The 16,828-nt window shown below is 32.2% G+C and carries 16 protein-coding genes and 1 other RNA gene; 10 read left to right on the forward strand and 7 right to left on the reverse strand.

The window, feature by feature from the left end; all coding sequences use genetic code 11:
- Positions 1-44: 44 nt before the first annotated feature.
- Both ED556_RS10505 and typA read right to left on the reverse strand, forming a co-directional pair.
- A complete protein-coding gene (locus tag ED556_RS10505; RefSeq protein ID WP_296323275.1) occupies positions 45-1,343 on the reverse strand; it encodes an O-antigen translocase in 1,299 nt (432 codons plus the stop codon).
- Between the two features lie 337 nt (positions 1,344-1,680).
- Positions 1,681-3,480 (reverse strand): translational GTPase TypA, encoded by a 1,800-nt coding sequence (typA, locus tag ED556_RS10515; RefSeq protein ID WP_296323280.1) that lies wholly within the window; start codon positions 3,478-3,480, stop codon positions 1,681-1,683.
- A gap of 98 nt (positions 3,481-3,578) precedes the next feature.
- Here typA and kdsA point away from each other — a divergent pair, with 98 nt between their 5' ends.
- A complete protein-coding gene (gene kdsA, locus ED556_RS10520) occupies positions 3,579-4,397 on the forward strand; it encodes a 3-deoxy-8-phosphooctulonate synthase (RefSeq protein WP_296323283.1) in 819 nt (272 codons plus the stop codon).
- Here the strand turns inward: kdsA and ED556_RS10525 are convergent.
- Together ED556_RS10525 and ED556_RS10530 are read right to left on the reverse strand one after the other, a co-directional pair.
- Positions 4,387-4,773 (reverse strand): DUF1801 domain-containing protein, encoded by a 387-nt coding sequence (locus ED556_RS10525; protein WP_296323286.1) that lies wholly within the window; start codon positions 4,771-4,773, stop codon positions 4,387-4,389. The genes kdsA and ED556_RS10525 overlap by 11 nt on opposite strands.
- Positions 4,774-4,781: 8 nt before the next feature.
- Positions 4,782-5,135 carry a hypothetical protein gene (locus tag ED556_RS10530; protein WP_296323289.1) on the reverse strand — a complete coding sequence of 118 codons (354 nt, stop codon included), beginning with the start codon at positions 5,133-5,135 and terminating at the stop codon, positions 4,782-4,784.
- A gap of 195 nt (positions 5,136-5,330) precedes the next feature.
- Here ED556_RS10530 and ED556_RS10535 point away from each other — a divergent pair, with 195 nt between their 5' ends.
- The 8 genes from ED556_RS10535 to ED556_RS10575 all read left to right on the forward strand — a co-directional run bounded on the left by ED556_RS10535 (position 5,331) and on the right by ED556_RS10575 (position 12,951).
- The gene (locus ED556_RS10535; protein ID WP_296323292.1) at positions 5,331-7,688 is read left to right on the forward strand and encodes a T9SS type B sorting domain-containing protein; all 2,358 of its coding nucleotides are present in this window, start codon (positions 5,331-5,333) and stop codon (positions 7,686-7,688) included.
- Positions 7,689-7,747: 59 nt separating this feature from the next.
- Positions 7,748-8,359 (forward strand): hypothetical protein, encoded by a 612-nt coding sequence (locus ED556_RS10540; protein WP_296323295.1) that lies wholly within the window; start codon positions 7,748-7,750, stop codon positions 8,357-8,359.
- Between the two features lie 7 nt (positions 8,360-8,366).
- Entirely contained in the window at positions 8,367-8,648 is a 282-nt protein-coding gene (locus ED556_RS10545; protein WP_296323298.1) for a hypothetical protein, read from the forward strand.
- Positions 8,649-8,655: 7 nt separating this feature from the next.
- A complete protein-coding gene (locus tag ED556_RS10550) occupies positions 8,656-8,949 on the forward strand; it encodes a transcriptional regulator (RefSeq protein WP_296323299.1) in 294 nt (97 codons plus the stop codon).
- A 67-nt stretch (positions 8,950-9,016) separates the two neighbouring features.
- Positions 9,017-10,402 carry a DUF4153 domain-containing protein gene (locus ED556_RS10555; RefSeq protein ID WP_296323302.1) on the forward strand — a complete coding sequence of 462 codons (1,386 nt, stop codon included), beginning with the start codon at positions 9,017-9,019 and terminating at the stop codon, positions 10,400-10,402.
- Between the two features lie 367 nt (positions 10,403-10,769).
- On the forward strand, positions 10,770-11,252 hold the full coding sequence (locus ED556_RS10560; protein ID WP_296323305.1) for a Coq4 family protein: 483 nt from the start codon (positions 10,770-10,772) through the stop codon (positions 11,250-11,252).
- Positions 11,253-12,278, forward strand: a complete 1,026-nt coding sequence (locus ED556_RS14640; protein ID WP_366663750.1) for a DUF2809 domain-containing protein — start codon at positions 11,253-11,255, stop codon at positions 12,276-12,278.
- Between the two features lie 4 nt (positions 12,279-12,282).
- A complete protein-coding gene (locus tag ED556_RS10575; RefSeq protein ID WP_296323308.1) occupies positions 12,283-12,951 on the forward strand; it encodes a DUF1361 domain-containing protein in 669 nt (222 codons plus the stop codon).
- Here the strand turns inward: ED556_RS10575 and ED556_RS10580 are convergent.
- Positions 12,905-14,122 carry an NAD(P)-dependent oxidoreductase gene (locus ED556_RS10580; protein ID WP_296323311.1) on the reverse strand — a complete coding sequence of 406 codons (1,218 nt, stop codon included), beginning with the start codon at positions 14,120-14,122 and terminating at the stop codon, positions 12,905-12,907. The genes ED556_RS10575 and ED556_RS10580 overlap by 47 nt on opposite strands.
- 208 nt (positions 14,123-14,330) lie before the next feature.
- On the opposite strand from ED556_RS10580, the gene ssrA reads away from it, so the two are divergent.
- Positions 14,331-14,724: a transfer-messenger RNA gene (gene ssrA, locus ED556_RS10585) on the forward strand.
- 749 nt (positions 14,725-15,473) lie between these two features.
- Here the strand turns inward: ssrA and ED556_RS10590 are convergent.
- Positions 15,474-16,316: an NAD(P)H-binding protein gene (locus ED556_RS10590; RefSeq protein WP_296323314.1), complete on the reverse strand. Its 843-nt coding sequence runs from the start codon at positions 16,314-16,316 to the stop codon at positions 15,474-15,476.
- Positions 16,317-16,328: 12 nt separating this feature from the next.
- A complete protein-coding gene (locus tag ED556_RS10595) occupies positions 16,329-16,826 on the reverse strand; it encodes a DUF1772 domain-containing protein (protein ID WP_296323315.1) in 498 nt (165 codons plus the stop codon).
- Positions 16,827-16,828: the final 2 nt, after the last annotated feature.

Genomic DNA, 16,828 nt, shown 5'->3' on the forward strand with positions numbered 1-16,828 from the left:
TAGTAAATATAGAAAATAAAATTCTACGAATTTTGAACGTAAAATTATTCAATATCTTCACTAATTATACCAAATAACGAGCTGCTAAATATTAAAATAACAATTCCAAAGTGGAGCAAATGTGTAAAGAAATGTCCCATAACTGCACCTTCTAATCCATAGACATCTATGAGATAGATACTAGAAAAATATAGTGTAACAAACAAGAATATCTCTAAAATTATAAAATGACTAAACATCTTTTTGGCCAAAAACTGATACGCAATCACCATTGCCATAACTCGTATTAAATCACCGAGCAATTGCCATAAAAACAAATCTTCAGTTGGTAAAAATTCATCCGAAAAAATCAGAGTTACAACATACCTTCTAAGAACAAACATTATGACAAGAACACCTACAAAATATGGCATCAAGCTCTTGTAAAAACCTATTACCTCTTTTCTGAAATCCTTTTTGGTATCTATATTTTTTAATTTAGGCACTAAGTACAATGCTATTAAAGAATTAACAAACATTAAATAATACTCTGAGATACGATTCATTGCTTCCCAATAACCAGCCTCTTTTAAGCCAATTTCATTGGTAATATAATTTCTTATAAAAATCATTACTAAAGGTAATGCTACCGTGGTTGCAATAGCCATAATAGAGTACGGGCTTAACTTAGATAACATTCTTGAGGACACACTAGTAATCTTTATAAAAGGCATGAGACTTGTCCTGAATAATATACCAACTAAGGTTATTAAAAAAATCAGTCCTGGTGTAATCACGATAGCCACTAAGGCACCATCTAATCTATTCTGCCAAATAAGTAGCAAGGTTATTAATAAGCCTGCTATCTGACCTATAATATTTATTATTAATAGGAATTTATACTTGGCGTAACCATTCATTATACCAAAACAAAACGCATTTAAGCCATAAAAGGGTAGAACAATTGCCAATATCTCAATAACATTTGTATAGTCTGATGTACCAAATAAAAATGTATTGATATAACCTGCAAAATAATAGCAACCTAAAGCAGAAATAATAGTACTTAGAAAACCAATGTAAAACGATGTGGAAAGTACTTTCTCTAACTCTTTATTATTTTCTCTGAACTCAGCAATATATTTAACTAATCCTTTATAAAATCCTAACGCAGAAAAAGATTGAATCGCTCGAAGAAAATTTGAAATATTTCCTATAAGAGCTAAACCTTCAGCACCAATAAAAATTGCTATAAATTTTGAAGTAAATAAACCTGCTATTATCTTAATTGTAACCGTAAAAGAATTAAGATTAGCTACATTAAACAATACATTTGAATTGATGTACTTATTAAATTTCTTCAATGGCTAGTTTGTGTTTTTTGTAGTGCTTATTAGCAAATCTAGTTGTTTAGGCTATTAACTTCAAACTTAACTTAAAAAAAATAACCTACTAAGTTCTAGAAGGTCTAATTAAATAGTAAAAATTTACAGCTAAGATTGCAAAATTAGCAATGATAATTGGCAACCCTACTCTAAGGGTAGGCATTAAAAATCCATAAATGATAAATAATATACATCCTGACATATTTACCAAACGTAACTTTCTTACAGTCTTCATGGTAAAAGAAAGCAATACCATAAACGAGGCTAAATAACCTACATATTCTATTCCCGTAATACCAAAAAATTCCATGTAGTATTAATGAACCTTATTGCGCTTACGATCTACTTCTTTTAAAAGTATTTTGCGTAATCTTAAATGATTTGGTGTCACCTCAACATACTCGTCTTTTTGAATGTATTCTAAAGCTTCTTCTAATGAGAATTTAATTGCTGGTACAATTTTGGCCTTATCATCAGCACCCGCTGAGCGCACATTACTTAACTTTTTGGTCTTAGTAACATTAACCGTCATATCATCGCCACGAGAGTTTTCACCAATTACTTGACCTTCATAAATATCTTCTCCTGGATCTATAAAAAACTTGCCACGCTCTTGCAATTTATCAATAGAATAAGGAATAGCAGTACCATTTTCCATAGATACTAAAGATCCATTTTGACGCTCAGGAATTCCACCTTTTAAGGGTTGATATTCTTTAAAGCGATGTGCCATTATGGCTTCACCGGCAGTAGCAGTTAATAATTGGTTTCTTAATCCAATAATACCCCTAGATGGAACTATAAATTCGCAAACCATTCGATCCCCTTTAGCTTCCATACTCAGCATCTCACCTTTTCTCATAGTCACCATCTCAATTGCTTTACCAGAAACATGCTCCGGTAAATCAATAGTCATTTCTTCAAAAGGTTCGCACTTTACACCATCAATTTCTTTTATAATTACTTGTGGTTGCCCAATCTGAAGCTCGTAACCTTCACGACGCATAGTTTCTATCAAAACCGATAAATGAAGAACACCACGTCCAAAAACCATAAACTTATCGGCACTATCGGTTTCTTCTACTCTTAGTGCTAAGTTTTTTTCAAGCTCTTTTGTTAAACGTTCTTTTATATGTCTTGAGGTAACATATTTTCCGTCCTTTCCAAAAAACGGAGAGTCATTAATGGTGAACAACATACTCATTGTAGGCTCATCAATTGCTATAGTTTTAAGACCTTCAGGGTTTTCGAAATCTGCAACGGTATCACCTATTTCAAAACCTTCTAGACCAACGATAGCACAGATATCTCCTGCTTGCACTTCTTCAACCTTTTTGCGACCTAATCCTTCAAAAGTATGTAGTTCTTTTATCTTGTTTTTTACAATTGTTCCATCTCTTTTAACTAGAGATATTTGCTGATTTTGTTTCAGTGTTCCTCTTGTTAATCTACCTATGGCAATTCGTCCTGTAAATGATGAGAAATCTAAGGATGTAATTAGCATTTGCGTAGAACCGGATTCAATTTTAGGTTCTGGAATATGCTCAATAACCATATCCAAAAGTGGCTCAATATTCTGAGTTGGTTTTTGCCAATCGTCACTCATCCAATTTTGTTTTGCAGAACCGTATACGGTTGGAAAGTCAAGTTGCCATTCTTCGGCACCAAGCTCAAACATCAAATCGAATACCTTTTCGTGTACTTCCTCTGGAGTACAGTTTTCTTTGTCAACTTTATTAATAACAACACAAGGCTTAAGACCTAAATCAATAGCCTTCTGTAATACAAAACGTGTTTGAGGCATTGGCCCTTCAAAAGCATCTACCAATAATAAAACACCATCTGCCATATTGAGCACGCGTTCTACTTCACCACCAAAATCGGCGTGACCTGGTGTATCTATAATATTAATTTTAGTGCCTTTGTATACAACAGAAACATTCTTTGAAGTTATAGTTATACCACGTTCTCGTTCTAAGTCGTTGTTATCTAGAATTAAATCACCAGTATTTTCATTTTCACGAAATAACTGACAGTGGTACATAATCTTATCTACCAAAGTCGTTTTACCGTGGTCAACGTGAGCAATAATCGCTATATTTTTAATTGAAGCCATTAGGTCTTGATTTTAAGCGTGCAAAGGTAGTCTTTATTTATTGATTATAAATCTGCATTAATAGTATATTTGCACTTTAAAGTCTTAACGTTTTAATTATGGCGCTTCAAAATATTCCTAATATTAAACATACCAACGCAAATAACTTCTTTCTACTATGCGGACCATGCGCGATTGAAGGTGAAGATATGGCACTTAGAATTGCTGAAAAAGTTGTTTCAATAACTGATAAATTAGAAATCCCATATGTGTTTAAAGGCAGTTTTAAAAAAGCAAACCGAAGTAGAATTGATAGTTTTACGGGAATAGGCAATGAAAAGGCACTTAAAATTTTACGTAAAGTATCTGAAACTTTTGACGTGCCAACTGTTACAGATATTCATGAGGTGTCTGACGCTGCTATGGCAGCTGAATATGTAGATGTGTTACAAATACCTGCTTTTTTAGTACGCCAAACTGATTTAGTAGTAGCTGCGGCTAATACTGGGAAAACCGTGAATCTAAAAAAAGGACAGTTTATGAGTCCCGAAGCCATGAAACACGCTGTACAAAAAGTTAAAGATGCTGGAAATGAACACGCTTGGATTACGGATCGAGGTACTATGTTTGGCTACCAAGATATGGTTGTGGACTTTAGAGGAATTCCAACAATGAGAGGATATGCGCCGACAGTTTTAGATGTTACCCACTCACTACAACAGCCAAACCAAAGTATTGGTGTTACTGGAGGACGCCCAGATATGATTGAAACTATTGCTAGAGCTGGGGTTGTAAATAATGTAGATGGGTTATTTATTGAAACACATTTTGACCCAGCAAATGCAAAAAGTGATGGTGCAAATATGCTCCATTTAGATAATTTAGAAAATTTACTTACTAATCTAGTAGCTATAAGAAAATTGGTCTCTACGTTTTAGACCGTTTTGGTTTTAAGATTAATGTAAATGGATTAGTATTTATCTCCAATTGTTTCTGAAGTACATATACTATAACTTCATCATCGATTTGTTCAACAGATGTATAGCGTAGTGATCGAATCGACTTTCTATTGGCATCTACAAAATGTTCAGTAAACTTTTCCATTTTGTCAAAATGCCAAAATGCTAAATCTACATAATCTTTAGATTGGTTTAAAAAACAAAGCGGGATACCATTTGCATAATAAAATGGAATGCGCCATTTGTACAATAATTCACAGTCTGGTGCAACCGCTTCAATTATCGTTTGAAGTTGTAAAAGAATTGATTTATAAGGTTCTTCCTGTTTTAAAATATAGGCTTCAGCTGGGTTCATTGCCTACTCTAAAACAAACCAAGTATTCCTAAAATTAATAAAGCAATACCAATGATGGCCTTAAATGGCATTAGTTTAGCGGACAACTTTCTAAGTGAAGCTTCCATTGAAGGTACTTTACCAAACACATGTGTTAATAATAATAAACCTCCTAAAATACTTAAAGCAGTATAAATTAGATTACTCCAAAACGTAATAATTGCAAAAACAATAAGTGCACCGCCAATAACGGTCTGAAAAGGTGCTAATGCTTTAGCAATTTTATTGAAAAAATTTGCATCACCATCTAGTTTATCTAAAGTCGCAAGACCCAAGAGTATACCACCAGTAATTTTAGCTATTGTGTAAAGTAATCCTATCATTTTTAAATGTATTAAATCTTAACTAATATGTCTCTAAAATTACCAAAATGTTACGAAAAAAGTGTTTTATAGTATTTAAATCTTTGTTTTTATCTAAAAAATGTCAGAACTTAGATTTCTTGACTTATAATTAACTGAATATTAATTATTTAATCTAAATATTACGACTTAGTTTTATTTAGATAGAATTCTATTGTGAAATTTAAAACCACATATCGCCATTTTATTTTAGTGCTTTGCCTATTGCTCCTTGGATTAAAAATAAATGGTCAAAGCGAAAGAGATATATGGTATTTTGGGCAACAAGCTGGTATAAAATTTGACGATGGAAATGTTGAAAGCATAAACGATAACTCACTTGAAAGAAATGTCTTTTTTGGTATTATCGAAGGTCCAGATAATATTATCTGTGTTACAGATTCAGATGGGAACCTACTTTTTTATTCAGATGGTAGACGATTTAAAAATAGGTTTCATGACAACCTTCAAAACTCACCAACAAATGAATATGCAGTTAATTATTCCCAAACTGCGGTTGCTAGAGACCCATCTAACGAAAACAGATTTTATGTATTTGTTACGATTCAAGATGGTCTTAAATCTAAACTTACTTATACATTAGTCGATATGTCCTTAAACAATGGTCTTGGGGCACTTTTACCATCACAAACCAATGTTGTATTAACTACAGATGTAGGTCAACAGTTACTTACTGCAAGACATGCAAATGGAAGAAATACATGGTTAATTTGCTTGAGTAAAGGGGTTTACTTTTCATTTTTAGTGACTGAAGACGGAGTTTCAACCTCACCGGTAACATCCGAAGAAGGCGTTAATTTTTTTGATGGTTCCAATGCCAATTATGGTATGATGTCAATTTCCCCGAATAACGAAACCATAGCTTCTATTTTTCCTGCATTGGGCGAGTTACATGTACTGTCTTTTGATACATTAACCGGTCGATTAGATTTGATCTATGAAGATGAAATAGAGCAAATTATTACTTCACCTCCTTTTGGCTCTAGCTCGACCTCTGGTGCAGAGTTTTCTGATAATAGTAACATACTTTACACCATCCACGGAAATTCAGGGATACAACAATACAATTTATCTGATCTTGATAACATACCAGATAAAATAGGCATCAAAGAAAACCAGTCATTTTCATCAGTGAAAAGAGGACCAAATAAAAAAATATATGTTGCAAAAATTAACGATTATTTTTTAGGGGCAATTAATGCTCCTGACATTGTTGGACCTGATTGTGATTTTGAAAATAATGTTATAAGTATCGATGCCGAGAACCTTTTAGATTTACCAGTATTTCTTGGAGCAAAATACCCAGAAGGAATTTCATATATCAATATTTGTGAAGCAGAAGAAACACAAATTAACTTCTCTGGGAAATTTCGTGAAATAACACGTATTGAGTGGGATTTAGGAGATGGAAATACCGCTACTGGAGAAAACATCTTATACACGTATTCTAGTCCAGGGACGTATACAGTTACAGCAAATGTAATTGATGAAGAAAATGGCAATGTGATCTTTACAGATACTGAAGAAATAGTAATATATAGTCTTCCTTCGCTCTCGGATCTAGATGATATTTATTTTTGTACTGAAAACACAACTTTATTTCTTAATAATTACAATGAAGATATATTAAATGGTGAGGACAATACTATTTTTAATGTTCGATACTACCTATCTGAAAATGACGCTCAATTAAGAAGTAATGAAATTACTGAAATAGTTCCTGAAATTGGGACTACGCCAATCTGGGTCAGAGTTGAAAACAAATTAAGTCCTAGTTGTTTTACAATTTTAAATTTTAACATCATTGTCCCAGAATATATTACGATAGATATCCCGACTGAACAATATATCTGTGATACAAGATTAGGGTTAACTTTAGAAGCTCCTGATGGTTTTTCGAGTTATGCCTGGTCTAATGGAGCTAATACGCAAACAACAACCGTCTTTAATACTGGTAGATACACACTATATGTTGAGAAAGATTTTGGAAGCTTTATTTGTGATGCTCAAATAACGATTGTTGTTTTAGAAGGCGATGAGCTACCTGTAATAGAAGATATAAAAGTAATTGATTGGAGTCAAAATCATAATTCGATTGAAGTGATTTTAAACAGAAGAGGAATCTATGAATTCTCTGTTGATGGCATTAACTACCAAGAATCACCAGTCTTCCTGAATCTTCCGATTAATGATTATTGCGTATATGTCAGGGATTCTCGTTGTTTAAAGGAAATAAAAAGTGATACGCTCTTTTTGTTATACTACAATAAATTCTTCACGCCAAACGGAGACGGAGTAAATGACTATTGGCAAGTAATTAATGCTAGTAGAGAAGAAAATATCGATATTGCCATATTTGACAGATTTGGAAAATTATTATCCAAACTTAAATATTATGACCGCGGATGGGATGGCACATTTAATGGAGCAAAAATGCCAAATTCGGATTATTGGTTTAGAGTTGTTAGAGAAAATGGAGATGTACGCTATGGTCATTTTACCCTAAAAAGATAACATAACATTTTTTATGTCCGATTATTTTTATTTACTTTGTATTTCAAAGTACTTTAAATATGAATAACGAACATTATCTCAAAGACCTGTCAGAAATTAAAAACTTAATGACCAAATCTTCACGATTTATTTCTTTAAGTGGTTTATCTGGAATATTAGCGGGTATATATGCATTAATTGGAGCTGCTGTTGCATTTTATTTAGTTAATAGTTTTAGTCGAGGTACGTTATACATATTTAACGGTTGGGTATTTTGGACCTGTATGGCCATACTGATCATGGTAGCATTATTGAGTGCTGCTACAGGTGTAATTCTCACTGTAAGAAAAGCTAAAAAAAATGGTGAAAAAATTTGGGATGTTTCCTCTAAGCGGTTATTACTTAATTTTTTAATTCCGTTAGCTGTTGGCGGCATTTACTGCTTAATAATATTATATCAAGGACGTTATGGGCAAACTGCGGGTTTAATGCTAATTTTTTATGGTTTGGCATTAGTGAGTGCTTCCAAGTATAGCTTAGGCGATATCCGGTATTTAGGGTATACAGAGATACTACTTGGACTTATTGCTGCAGCCTATCCTGGTTATGGATTCTGGCTTTGGGTTTTAGGTTTTGGAATTATGCATATCATTTATGGTACTTGGATGCATTTTAAGTATGATTCAAAATAAAAATATTATGATTATAAGTAAAAGACTAAAAATTTTAATAGGCATTGCTACCTTGATACTACTAATTCCATTAATAGCTATGCAATTTACACAAGAGGTTAATTGGAATTTTACAGATTTTATTGTTGCTGGTATTTTATTATATAGTGCTGCTATAAGTATAAATTTTGTAATTGGTAAAAAAGGAAAATCAAAGGTTATACTTATCATAACAATCTTAATTATACTTTTGCTCCTTTGGACAGAAATGGCAGTTGGTATTTTTGGTTCTCCAATTGCAGGCAGTTAATTATTTAATGAGTATAATAACCAACATAAATAAACTCTTTGATCACAGAATACGCTTAGGTATTATGTCTGTTTTAATGGTGAATGAATATGCCGATTTTAATACTTTAAAAGAGTTGCTTGGAGCAACAGATGGTAATTTAGCAAGCCATACCAAAGCCCTTGAAAAAGCCGAGTACATATCTATAGAGAAACAGTTTATTGGCAAAAAACCCAACACAAGATATAGCGCTACAAAATTGGGTAGAAAAGCATTTAAAAAACATATCGATGCACTCGAAAAATTAATTAATAAAACATAGTAAACATCCAAACACATTTTTTTTACGTATCTACTTTGTATTTCAAAGTACTTTTAAATAATACAACATGAAACAACTATTTATTATCACTTCTGCCATTCTATTCAGTATTCTATTTTTCAATAAGTCTCTTGGATTAAACATTTTCTTATTCAGCATCTTAACTATCATATTCCTATGGTTTTCTCATCCTCAAAAAGCTAAAGAAAGAAATAACATTCTTCTACAAATGATCTACGTACTTGCAGCATTATTTGTCTTTTTTCAAAATTCTACCTTATCAATATTCACAAATTGTGTGCTTTTCTTTACGCTAATAGGAAGTATTCAAGACAGTAATTCTTCTGTATACATAAAATGGTTAAACGGAATATATTCAACTATAGCTGGGCTATTCCATAGGAATTTTGAAGTGAATAATACCGAAGAGAAAGTAAAGATTAAAACGGATGTTGATGTTATTCATCTTGCTAAACTTATAGGTATACCATTAGTATTTGTGATAATATTTATACTGCTCTACAAAAACGGAAATCCGGTTTTTAAGGATTTAATTAATGCCATCAATTTCAGTTTTATAAACATTCGATGGATACTATTTACTGTTCTTGGATATTATGTATTTAACAATATTTCAAAGCCTGTTTCTGTTGAGCCAGCTACTCATATAGATATTGAAAAAGATAACAATCTTGAAAAGCAACTACCTTTTAACATTGACGCTCTAAGCAAAGAGGTGCAGCTTGGAATAACACTTCTAGGCATCCTTAATGCTATTCTTGTTTTTTATATAGCAACTGATATAATCTCAATTTATCAATTAGATTATTCTAGAGCTTCAAGGCTATCTGCAGAAGTACATAATGGTATTAATACCTTGATAGCATCGATACTCATTGCCATAAGTATTATTTTATATTTCTTTAGAGGAAACCTAAACTTCTTTGAAAAAAACAAGTCTTTAAAGGTTCTGACCTATGCATGGATTAGTCTTAACATAGTTCTCATTGCCCTTATAGCATTTAAAAATCAAAGTTACATATCAGCATTTGGATTAACCTACAAACGTATTGGTGTACATATCTATATATTTTTAACACTAATTGGGCTTTGTACAACTTTAATAAAGGTCTTAAATATTAGAAACCTTACCTATCTCTTTAGAGTAAATACGAGCATTGCTTTCTTAACCTTGATAACTCTAAGCAGCATCAATTGGGATGATACGATAACTATATACAATTTAACCAAAGTAGAAAACTTTGATATTAACTACTTACTTAGACTATCTGATAATAATGCCAATGCACTTTATGAATTAAAAGATCAACTCAATATTTCTGAAATAGACAAAGCAAGAATAGAATCTAAATATAGGCACTATCTACAACGTATTGAAACATCTGATTGGCAAGAAATGACATATAACCATTTTAAAATTGATAAGCGATAAGCAATGAACATAGCTCATAATTTAATTCGGAGTACATTATTAGCAGCAGTTATATTTTGGGTAATCGTATTCACTGATGATATTGATATTAATCTATTCCCGTATATTATTTTCTCACTGATTCCTATTTTTCTCTCAGTTAGTATTGTCATTTTAATAACCATATGTAGCATTTTTTGGTTGAGTAATTATGAGAATAATACTCTCGTGTTTAAACACTACTTTCCATACTATGCGGTTATCGTATTCTTTGTTTCATGTTTTGGTGCCTTCATGAGTGATTTTAATATAGGCATAATCGCATTTTTCACCTCAGCATATATAACAACATGCCAGGCTTGGGTTTGGTTTTCTAAAACTTAGACTCATGCAAAAATTAAGAAAACAACTTATCGAATGGTTATTTGAGGTGAGTCAAAAAGTATATACCAAGTACTTTAAGCATAAACAACCATGGAATATTAGCAGAGCAGAACTCTTAAAGTATAGCGAGGAAACATTTGGCAAACAATTGGGTGATTTTTTACATAAAAACGGATATGAGTTAATTCCTAAAGTTGAGAGACATGATTGCTACCATGTGTTATGCAATTATGGTACAAACGTAGAAGATGAAATTGCTTTACAATATCTATGCTATGGAAATGGAAAACGAAGCTTGTATTTATTTGGCGTTTTAGTTGTTGGATCAGCTCTATTACCGGAGTATTACAATTACTATTACAAGTCTTATGCAATTGGTAAATCGGCTAATCCATTTCACCATCACGATTACAGTAAATTATTAAATATCTCATTAAAAGATTTAAGAGCAATAACTTTTTCTAAAAACACCATTAAAACGCTGTGAATGAAAAACATTCTAAAATTTCATAAACATTACCTAATATGTGCTTTAATGCTATTTGGAGTTGAAGTCATCATTGCACTTCAATTTAAGACAGGTTTTATTAGACATACTTTGGGTGATTTCCTAGTGGTTATTTTGCTGTATTGTGCGATACGAGGATTAACATCAATTAGTGTTTGGAGAAGCGCTATTATAGTTCTTATTATTTCATTTTTAATTGAGTTTCTTCAATTGCTCAACATTGTCGAATTACTACATCAACAAAACAATCACGTTTTCAAATTAATTTTTGGTACCACGTTTCAATTTATGGATTTGGTGGCTTACACTACAGGTATTATTACCATTCTGTTTATCGAGACAAAATATCAAAAACAGATACATCTTCGTCGTTATTTAAAGTCAAAATTCATACTAGGCTTCGGGTTTTTATTATTAGTATTGTGCCTAATTCTTCCTAATTATATTGTAGCAAAATCTGCTGAACAAAAGAACTTTTACAATCCTGAAGACATTCCAAAAAATAAGGTTGGTTTAGTTTTAGGAGCTAGTAAGTTTACTCAAAATGGACGTATTAACCTATATTATCGCTACAGAGTAGATGCAGCAGTTAAACTTTATAAAGCCAACAAAATAGATTACATTTTGGTTAGTGGTGATAATAGCAGAAAAGATTACGATGAACCTAGTTTATTTAAAGAAGATTTAATTAAAAGAGGCATACCGGAAGACAAAATCTATCTTGACTATGCAGGATTTAGAACACTAGACTCTGTAGTTAGAGCAAAAGAGATTTTTGGCCAATATAATATCACAATTATTTCGCAAAGATTTCATTGTCAACGTGCCATCTTTTTAGCACAAGCTCATGGCATTAATGCTGTTGGTTTTAATGCCAAACATATAAAAACTCCACAATTCTTTAATAAACCAATAAGAGAATACTTAGCAAGAAGTAAAGCTATACTTGACGTTATCATTAATAAAAAGCCTAAATACTTAGGAGAAAAAATAGCAATTAGATAGACCTATGAAATCACTCATCATCAAAAAATTTGAAACTATATCTCTATTATTCACTGCTTTAATAATGAGTAGTTTTTTATTAATCTTTAGAATAAAACTCAACAAATCATTCTTTTATCTGTTCTTGATCTGGAATATAGTTTTAGCATTTATTCCATATATCATTACCATGTATTTAACAACCACAACACTCACCAAATTTAAGCTAGGGTTTTGGTTTTGTATTTGGCTACTGTTTTTGCCAAATGCGCCTTATATAGTTACAGATTTTCTTCATCTTAAGGTGAGTCAATCTCATTTGTTATGGTTAGATATTCTAGTTTTGTTGTCTTTCGCTGGCACAGGTTTATTACTGTTCTTCTTTTCTGTAAATGATATGAAATCTATAATCTCGGAACATTTTAAAAACGTCCCAATAAGATATCTAACTACAGTAATTATCTTTTTATGTGGATTCGGAGTCTACCTTGGGCGATTTTTAAGATATAATTCGTGGGAAATGATAAGTAACCCATTAAATCTGTTATCGGATATTATTGACGTTATTATTCACCCTGTTAATAATTCCGAAGTTTGGTTATTTACCTTTGGTTATGGAGTGTTTCTTTACGTTAGCTATAGAATGTTTAATGAGCTTTACCATCATCATCAACATAATCCTGAAGATAACTAAAACGTTCAGTTAATTGCCCATCTGCCGTTGTCATTCTAGAACGCTCCAGAATGCCTTTTTCATCCTTATTAAAAAAAGCAGGAATGACGTGCTTAATAAATGTTTCGCCAAAACCTTCACTTGCATCTTTAGGTAACTCACATGGCAAGTTGTCTACCGCCATGACTGTAATAGCATCTTTAGTATTAAAAGCAACTTCAGTCTCATTTTGTGGATCGTAACCATAAAAAGGTTTTGCTATGGTAGATGGCCGAATAGTACTTGCTACAGGACCATCAATATCGCAAGAGATATCTGCAACCAAATTTATTTTAAAGTCAGATTGCTTAGCGTCTTCTCTTGTAAATAAATACGGTGCATTATTGCCATAAAAATGACCTGCAATAAAATAATCCGTTTGCTTTGCGTAAGGCATAAAATTACTTTCGTAACCAGTTGGGTCTTTATAAAATTCCCACTTGTCTCCCACTTTACCATCACTTCGTTTTGCATATTCCATAACATCTACTAAACAATACACAGGTTCAGTAAACTCAGAAGTTAAATACAAGGCATCGCTTACTTCTTTTATACCTAAATGATCTAAAATTTCTTTAGCGCCACGAGCAACTTTTCCTGTACCAGATAGTAAGATCTTAATATTTGGAAGCGTTATCTTATCTAATTCGGACTTTACCTCATCTAAATCAGCTAGGGTTTCTACTTTTGGCAGATTAAATAATCCGTCTCTTAAACCCAAAGCTCGAAAACCATTGTAAGCACCGACTAAGCCAGCGTAACGACCAAAGCCAATAAGACGGAATCCTTCTTGGTTAACAATGGTTTCATGATCGTACATTTCAATATTCTTCTCGAGCATAGCAATTAACAACTTTCTATTGTAAGGCTGCTTTTTAATGGTATGTGAGAAATAGAAATACTTTTTATTCGGAATTAAATGCTCTATCGGAACTTCTTTTACACCTATCATTACATCTGCATCCGATACGTCATCAGTAACTTCAAACCCTAAATTAGCATAGGCTTCATCTGGAAACACTCTAATATCAGAAGACTCAACTATAAACTCAGCTTCTGGAAACTGCGCTCTAGCTTTTGCTAAAGTTTCTGGAGAAAACACAACACGTCGATCTGGTGGATTTTTACGTTCTTTGATGATGGCAAACTTCATATTATTTAAACTTTAATTGTCACATTGAGCGCAGTCGAAATATCTTTATAATTTAATAACGAGATTTCTCAACTTCGTTCGAAATGACAAAAGATGATAACATAACTATTATTCCAAATCTGGAATAATTTTTGCACGAAAATAACTGGATTTAAGAGGTTGCACAACTTTTTTTGTAACTTCGCTATCCTTTTTAAAATTATCATTTGGGGTCGACTGGTTTTGACAGCGAGATTAATTAAATGGTAAGCACGTCGTGTAATGGTATTGAAACACGTTAAAGGCTAAACCAAATTTTAAACGGCGAGAATAACTACGCTTTAGCTGCATAATCTGAATTATAGTAAGATTAAGCCTCGGCTCACTAGGTGAGCAAGCTTTATGTCTCCAGAAAGCCTTGGTTAATGGCGTTCTATTTAGAGGCATCGTAAATATTAACTAAGATTGGGTAGCGCTTTAATGCCTTTTCGAGATTTAGAAGCTAAGCTGTAAGTAGGCTGTTTTTTGTCAGCTTACGGTCTAAAACTAAGAAAAAACTAAGCGTGTAGAAAGCTCTTTGGTTACTTGTTTGGACGAGAGTTCGATTCTCTCCGACTCCACAACACTCACAACTGCGTTGTGACTTAAAATAGAAAACCCATCAAGTTTGCTTGAGTGGGTTTTGTGTTTTAAGACATCTGTCTTGTAAAGACAGGTAGTTGTAATTGCAACTTTAGAGTCACTAGAGAACAACAAAGTTAATCTCTCCGACTCCATAATAAACCTTTGTATTATCATTAAATACAAGGGTTTTGTTATTTTTAGTGTAATTTTTAAATATAAATCATGATTTACAGCTATATATTAGGTTTCATTGGTTTTGTCTGTTACATAGGGTATTATTTCTTTAAAGATAGAATCACTGAAAAACAAAAGTTTGCAATTTTGGAGCTTAGTATTTTACTATTATTAATACCATTCATTGCTCAAGTATATCCAATAATCAAGAAGTTATTCTGAAAACTTACTGATTTAATTGTTTGTAACAATCCTTATTTTTATAACATATATATTATGTTAAGGAAAGTTTTAGCCTATTTTTTAATCATTATCGGACTGTTATTGTTCTCAGTTTTATTTATCCTATTAGGTGGTAACTCTTTGCTCCCAAGTTTTACCAGGTCTGGCCTATCACGGATATCAATAACCTTTCTAATCTCATTAATTATATTTTATATTATCACACCAATCATTAGTTACTTGTTGATTAGGTATGGATTTAAAATTTTATCTAAATAATCTCTAAAGTTAAAACCCCTATATTACTAATACATACAAGGGTTTTTATTTTGATTGATGAAAGATTGGTTGGCTAAGCTTTTACTTTAGTTTGATTCCAAATTCCTGTCTGAGCTACCTTTTCAGCATATTCAGAAAATGAAATTGGTGCTTTTCCTAATACTAATTCTATATCATTTGTGACTATTGAATTTTCAGGATTACCTAAAACTACATCGAATAAATAGTCAATTAACCATATAAAATCTTCGGGTAATTGCATCTCTCTCATTGCATTACTATACTCTTCTAAGGTAACAGGAATAAATGTGATGCTTTGGTTTGAAACTTTAGAAATGATATCAATCACCTCTTTAAAAGTGAACAATTGCTCACCTGTTAGCTCATATATTTGTCCATTATGTTTATCATTTAAGAATACCTCTACAACTACATCAGCTATATCATTAGCATCAACAAAAGGTATTTTAACCTTAGATTGTGGTAATGCAACGACACCATCTAATATTGGTTCTAGCAAGAAATTTTCACTAAAATTTTGGTTAAACCAACTTGCTCTAACAATTGTATAATCAATTCCCGAATTAATAACTATTTTCTCGCAAAGTTGTGCTTCCTTTTCGCCTTTACCAGACAAAAGCACTAACTTTTTTACCTTGCTTTTTTTAGCCTGTTTTACTAATTCTGTAATGGCTTCTTTAGCACCTGGCACAGCCAAGTCTGGCTGATAAGTAATGTAGACTTTATCTATACCATCTAAGACTTGATTCCAGTTTTCTGGTTGATTCCAATCGAATGCTGGTTTAGCTGAACGTGAGCCTATGCGAACTTTGTGTCCTAATTTTTGTAAACGGTCTACTATTCTTCGACCTGTTTTTCCGGTTCCGCCTGTGATTAAAAAATGTTCTTTTCTCATGATTTTAAAATTTTATTTTGTGATTTGTGTTGTTAGTATAACTAAGGTTATAAATGACAGTATTGAGGTTATAGTTCTGATGAAATGCAACTGGTTCCATTTAGTTTCAAAAGTGTTTCTTAAATCCTTTATTTTGACTTCATTTAAGGTCTTTAAGTTGTGTTTATCGAGTATTTCATTTAGTGGTACGTTTCCTAAAACAGTGACTAAAACAACTCCTACAAAGTAGATTAGAAATGCTATTAAAAGCCACCACCAAAAGCTTGAGGATGTATTTTTAAAAAGAAATAAATTAACAAGCCCTAAAAAGAATGGTCCAAAAAACACTGCAAAAAAAGCAGGGTTTAAAATCGCTCGATTCATCTGTTGAAAAGACATCAAAAAATCTAAATCATCAAGTCTACCAATACCTGGAGTAACAGAATTGAACCATGTAAAACATAATCCTGCACTTAGACCTGTACAAACGACTAAGAGTAAGTAAACGATGTGTTGTAATGAGAGTTCCATAG

The sequence above is a fragment of the Winogradskyella sp. genome (genome assembly GCF_003712105.1).
Taxonomy (GTDB): domain Bacteria; phylum Bacteroidota; class Bacteroidia; order Flavobacteriales; family Flavobacteriaceae; genus Winogradskyella.